Source organism: Luteibacter sp. RCC_6_2, from assembly GCF_041360655.1.
In the GTDB taxonomy this organism is placed as follows: domain Bacteria; phylum Pseudomonadota; class Gammaproteobacteria; order Xanthomonadales; family Rhodanobacteraceae; genus Luteibacter.
Genome location: NZ_JBFUPQ010000029.1, coordinates 1 through 5696, shown reverse-complemented (window position 1 = coordinate 5696; position 5696 = coordinate 1). Strand labels below are relative to the sequence as shown.

Sequence of the window (5696 nt, the reverse complement as noted above, 5' to 3'; positions counted from 1 at the left end):
ATGGTCCGTGATCAGGTCGGCTGGCGATCCACTGCGCCTTGAGGAGCCAAAGGAAAAAGACAGTTGCTCCCACCAGGAGTCGGCTTCCACAAAGGCACAAAAAAAGCCGCGGCCCGAAGGCCGCAGCTTTTCATCATGCACCGAAGTGCGTGACGCTTACTTCTTCATCAGGCCCGCGAGGGTCTTGCCGAGGTCGGCCGGGGACTTGACCGTGGTCACGCCCGCCTTCTCCAGCGCGGCGAACTTCGCCGCCGCCGTGCCCTTGCCGCCGGAGATGATCGCACCGGCGTGGCCCATGCGCTTGCCCGGAGGAGCCGAGGCGCCGGCGATGAACGAGACGACCGGCTTCTTCACGTACTGGCCGATGAACTCCGCCGCGTCTTCCTCGGCGCTGCCGCCGATTTCGCCGACCATGATGATGCCTTCGGTCTGCGGGTCGTCCTGGAACAGCTTGAGGCAGTCGATGAAGCTCAGGCCGTTGATCGGGTCGCCGCCGATGCCGATGCAGGTGGACTGGCCGAGGCCTTCGTTCGTGGTCTGGAACACCGCTTCATACGTGAGCGTGCCCGAACGCGAAACGATGCCGACCTTGCCCGGCTTATGGATGTGGCCCGGCATGATGCCGATCTTGCACTCGCCCGGGGTGATGACGCCGGGGCAGTTCGGGCCGACCAGGACGACGTCCGGGTGCGACTTCAGCACGTTCTTCACGCGCATCATGTCGAGCACGGGGATGCCTTCCGTGATCGCGACGATGACCTTGATGCCACCGTCGATGGCTTCGAGGATCGAGTCGGCGGCGAACGGCGGCGGCACGAAGATCACCGAGGCGTCGGCGCCGGTCTGGTCGACGGCGTCACGCACGGTGTTGAAGACCGGCAGGCCGATGTGTTCGGAACCGCCCTTGCCCGGGGTCACGCCACCGACGATCTTGGTGCCGTAGTCGATCGCCTGTTCGGCGTGGAAGGTGCCCTGCTGTCCGGTGAAACCCTGGACGAGGACCTTGGTGTTCTTGTTGATCAGGACGCTCATGTTGCTTTCGCTCCTCAGGCCGCGGCGGCCACGGCCTTTTGGGCCGCATCGTTGAGATCGTCGGCCGGCGTGATCGCCAGGCCCGAGTTGGCCAGCAGTTCGCGGCCCTTCTCTACATTGGTGCCTTGCAGGCGCACCACCACCGGAATCTTCAGGCCCACTTCCTTCACGGCCGCGATGATGCCTTCGGCGATCAGGTCGCAACGCACGATGCCGCCGAAGATGTTGACCAGGATGGCCTTCACCTTGTCGGACGAGAGGATGAGCTTGAACGCCTCGGTGACGCGCTCCTTGGTGGCACCGCCGCCGACGTCGAGGAAGTTGGCCGGCTCACCGCCTGCCAGCTTGATCACGTCCATCGTGGCCATCGCCAGGCCGGCACCGTTGACCATGCAGCCGATCGTGCCGTCCATCGTGACGTAGTTGAGGTTGTGCTGGACGGCGGCCGCTTCGGCGGCGTCTTCCTGCGTGAGGTCGCGCATGGCGGCGAGGTCCGCGTGGCGGAACTCGGCGTTGTCGTCGGAGTTCACCTTGCCGTCGAGGGCGGCGAGGTTGCCGTCGGCGAGGATAGCCAGCGGATTCAGCTCGACGAGGGCGAGGTCCTTCTCGTTGAAGAGCTTGTAGAGGCCCATCATGATCTTGACGAGCTGGCCCACCTGCTTCGGATTCAGGTCCATCTTGAACCCGAGGTCGCGGCACTGGTACGGCTGCAGGCCTTCGACGAAGTCCACCACGATGGTGTGGATGTCTTCCGGCGTGTCGTGCGCGACCTGCTCGATGTCGACGCCGCCGTGCTTGGAGGCGATGAACGAGATCGACTTGGTGTCGCGATCGGTGAGGATCGACAGGTAGAGTTCCTTCGCGATGTCGGTCGCGTCGGTGACCAGGACCAGGTTCACCGGCAGCGCACGGCCGGCCGACTGGTAGGTTTCCATGTTCGTACCGAGCATGCCCTTGGCGGCGGCGCGGACGTCATCGAGGCTGCGGCAGAACTTCACGCCGCCGGCCTTGCCGCGGCCACCGGCATGGATCTGGGCCTTGACCATCCACTGGGTACCGCCAAGGTGCTTGGCGGCATCGACGGCGGCGTCGGGAGAGTTGGCAATCTTGCCCGGCGGCACGGCGATGCCGTACTTGGCGAACAGTTCTTTAGCCTGGTACTCGTGGAAATTCATTCGATACCTCGAGCGAACGGAGAAAACGTGTGAATGCGTGCGGGCCACGAGGCCTGCACGGGGAGGGGGGATGAATCGATTGCGCCAATTTCACGCAATACGGCCGCGTATTTTCCCGGAAGGCGCCCCGGATGGAAAGGGGCGATGCCGCATCCGCCGGTGGACGGCGCCGCCGGCCCCCCTATACTGATGGCCATTCACGGCCCCGGGGGCCCACGGCGGAGAAGCATCCAGGTGTCCACGCCCGCGTCGACCATCGCCGTCCGAGCCAGCGCGAACCAGTCCACCGCGCGCCACGAACTCTTTTTTTTCAACTACTTCCGGCTCGGCCAGGCCGCGGTCTACACCGCGCTGGCGTTCCGCCCCGAGCACATGAACTGGCCGGCTCTGCCGGAACCGGTATTCGCCCGCCTGTTCGCCCTGGCCTACCTGCTGGCCGCCCTGGTGATGGTGGCCCGCACCCGGCAGACCCTCAACCGGCCGGTACTGATCGTGTCGATCGGCCTCACCCTGGATATCGCCGCGGCCCTGCTGGCCCTGGTGCTGATGCACGACGTGCGCATGGGCGTGGCCATGATGCTGGCCGTGAACATCGCCACCGGGGCCCTGCTGCTGCCCTTCCGCCTGTCGATGTTCTTCGCCGCGCTTGCCACCCTGGGCATGCTCGGGCACTCGGTCTTCGACCTGGATTCGGCCGACGGCACCGACCGCGAGATGGTCGAATATGGCCTCTTCGGCGCCGCCTACTTCGCCTGCGCCTCGTTGTGCTACGTGCTGGGCCGCAATATCCGGGCTTCCGAGGCGCTGGCCGAGCAGCGCGGCATCGACCTGGCCAACCTGTCCCAGGTCAACGAACTGATCATCCGGCGCATGAAGACCGGCGTGTTGCTGGTGGATGAAAGCAACCGTATCCACCAGCTCAACGAATCGGCCTGGATGCTCATGGGCAACCCGTCCGCCGAGCAGCGCGACCTCGGCAGCCTCGCGCCCGAGCTGTCCCGGCGCCTGTACCACTGGCGCACTTCCGGCAAGCTCGACGAGAGCGCCACGATGCTCGCCGACGGCACGCCGGAAGTGGTGCCGCGCTTCTCGCGCCTGGCACCGAACGACGACTCGCACGTATTGATCTTCCTCGACGACACCTCCCTCGTGTCGCGCCGGGCCGAGGAACTCACCCTCAGCTCGCTCGGGCGGTTGTCCGCGTCGATCGCCCACGAGATCCGCAATCCGCTGGCCGCGATCCACTATTCGGCCCAGCTGCTGGCGGAATCCACGGACATGAACGATACCGACCTGCGCATGGTCGAGATCATCAACAACCATTGTTCGCGCCTCAACGAGATCATCGAGAACATCCTGCAACTCTCGCGGCGCGAGCGGTCGCGCCCGGAGACCCTCGACCTGGGCAAGTGGGTGCACCACTTCGTCACCGAGTACCGCCAGGGCAACGACCTGGGTTCGGACATCCTGCGCGCGGTGTCCGGCAGCGAACCGGTCGCCGCCGTGGCGGACCCCCAACACCTGCAGCAGGTGATCTGGAACCTGGTGCAGAACGCGCTGCGCTATGGCCGCCTGCCCGGCGAGCCGGCGCGGGTGATGCTGGTGGCCCGGCATTCCGAGGCCGGCATCCCCATCCTCGAGGTGATCGACCGTGGCCCGGGCATCCCACCCAAGGTGGCCGCGCAGATCTTCGAGCCGTTCTTCACCACGCACGAATACGGCACGGGATTGGGTCTCTACCTCGCCCGGCAGATGGCCGAGGCCAACCAGGCGGCCCTGGAATACGTGCGCGTGGCCGGCGGCGGCAGCTGCTTCCGCATCAGCCTGACGCCGCCCGCGCGCACGGCCGTCGCGGCTCCCCTGGCGGCACGGGCGTGAACCCCGCCCTTTGCGTATCCCGCCCAGGCGGTTACATTTGGACTATTCACCGAACCTGTCGGACCTAATGAGCAAGCAGACCGTACTGGTCATCGACGACGAACGGGACATCCGCGAGTTGCTGACCATCACACTCGGTCGAATGGAACTCGACGTCGACGCCGTGGGGAGTGTCAGCGAAGCGCGGAGCGCATTGGCGGCCCGGCGCTACGACCTGTGCTTCACCGACATGCGGCTACCCGACGGCAGTGGCCAGGAGATCATCGAGCTGATCGCCACCAACCATCCGGACATGCCGGTGGCGATGATCACGGCTTACGGCAACGTCGACGCGGCGGTCAACGCGCTGAAGGCGGGCGCCTTCGACTTCGTCTCCAAGCCGGTGGACATCCACCTGCTGCGCCGCCTCGTGCGCACGGCGCTTCGCCTCTCGGAAGAGCGCAAGGCCGGGGCTGGCAATAAATCGTCGCCCGGTGCCGATCGCCTGATCGGTGATTCCACGGCGATGACCGAGGTTCGGGGAAAGATCGCCAAGCTCGCGCGCAACCAGGCGCCGGTCTACATCGCCGGCGAGTCCGGCGTCGGTAAGGAACTGGTCGCCCGCCTGATCCACGAGATGGGCCCGCGCGCGACCGGCGCCTTCGTGCCGGTGAACTGCGGCGCGATTCCGTCCGAGTTGATGGAAAGCGAGTTCTTCGGCCATCGCAAGGGCAGCTTCACCGGCGCGCATGTCGACAAGGAAGGCCTGTTCCAGGCCGCCCAGGGCGGTACGCTGTTCCTTGACGAGGTGGCGGAACTTCCCTTGCACATGCAGGTGAAGCTGCTGCGCGCCATCCAGGAAAAAGCGGTGCGCCCCATCGGCGGCCGCGATGAGATTCCGGTGGACGTGCGTATCCTCTCGGCCACGCACAAGAACCTCGCGGCGCTGGTCGAACAAGGCCTGTTCCGACAGGATCTCTTCTATCGCATCAACGTCATCGAACTGCGCGTCCCGCCCCTGCGCGAGCGTCGCGGCGACGTGCCCAAGCTCGCTGATTTCATCCTCCGCCAGCTGGCCATCGAAGCTGGCGGCGAACCCGGCCGCTTGCGTCCCGAAGCCCTTGCCGCGCTGGAGGCCTACCAGTTCCCCGGCAATGTCCGCGAACTGGAAAACATCCTCGAACGCGCGATGGCGATGTGCGAAGGCGACACGATCGAAGCCGAAGACCTGATGCTGCCGCAACGCACCGTCACGCCCACGCTGGCTGCCGTGACGGAAGCCGCCGCCCCGGCCTCCGCCGCACATGCCGTGCGCAGCGCCGCGACCGACGGCTCGCTCGAGGATTACATCTCCAACATCGAGCGCGACACGATCATCAAGGCGTTGGAAGAATCGCGCTACAACAAGACGGCGACGGCGAAGAAGCTGGGCATCACGTTCAGGGCGCTGCGGTACAAGTTGAAGAAGCTCGGGATCGACTGAGGTTGCTTCAATCCCCGGCGGAAGCCGACTCTTGTGGGAGCCGCTTCAGCGGCGATGGGTGCTTGCCGTGACCTGGCCCGCTGCCGCGGGATCGCCGACAAGGTCGGCTTGTGTCTTTCCGAAGGGCTAGGCTTGGAGGTGAGAGCGGA

4 protein-coding genes are annotated in these 5696 nt (G+C 65.7%); 2 read left to right on the top strand and 2 right to left on the bottom strand.

The features are described 5' to 3' along the window. Positions 1 to 156: 156 nt before the first annotated feature. Both sucD and sucC read right to left on the bottom strand, forming a co-directional pair. Positions 157 to 1032, bottom strand: a complete 876-nt coding sequence (gene sucD / locus AB6730_RS18780; RefSeq protein ID WP_371025111.1) for a succinate--CoA ligase subunit alpha — start codon at positions 1030 to 1032, stop codon at positions 157 to 159. Positions 1033 to 1046: 14 nt separating this feature from the next. Continuing rightward, on the bottom strand, positions 1047 to 2255 hold the full coding sequence (gene sucC, locus AB6730_RS18775) for an ADP-forming succinate--CoA ligase subunit beta (protein ID WP_371025110.1): 1209 nt from the start codon (positions 2253 to 2255) through the stop codon (positions 1047 to 1049). 141 nt (positions 2256 to 2396) lie between these two features. Between sucC and AB6730_RS18770 the strand changes: the two genes are divergently transcribed. Both AB6730_RS18770 and AB6730_RS18765 read left to right on the top strand, forming a co-directional pair. Continuing rightward, positions 2397 to 4085 (top strand): PAS domain-containing sensor histidine kinase, encoded by a 1689-nt coding sequence (locus AB6730_RS18770; RefSeq protein ID WP_371025112.1) that lies wholly within the window; start codon positions 2397 to 2399, stop codon positions 4083 to 4085. 67 nt (positions 4086 to 4152) lie between these two features. Next, on the top strand, positions 4153 to 5547 hold the full coding sequence (locus AB6730_RS18765) for a sigma-54-dependent transcriptional regulator (RefSeq protein WP_371025109.1): 1395 nt from the start codon (positions 4153 to 4155) through the stop codon (positions 5545 to 5547). The last annotated feature ends 149 nt before the right edge of the window (positions 5548 to 5696 follow it).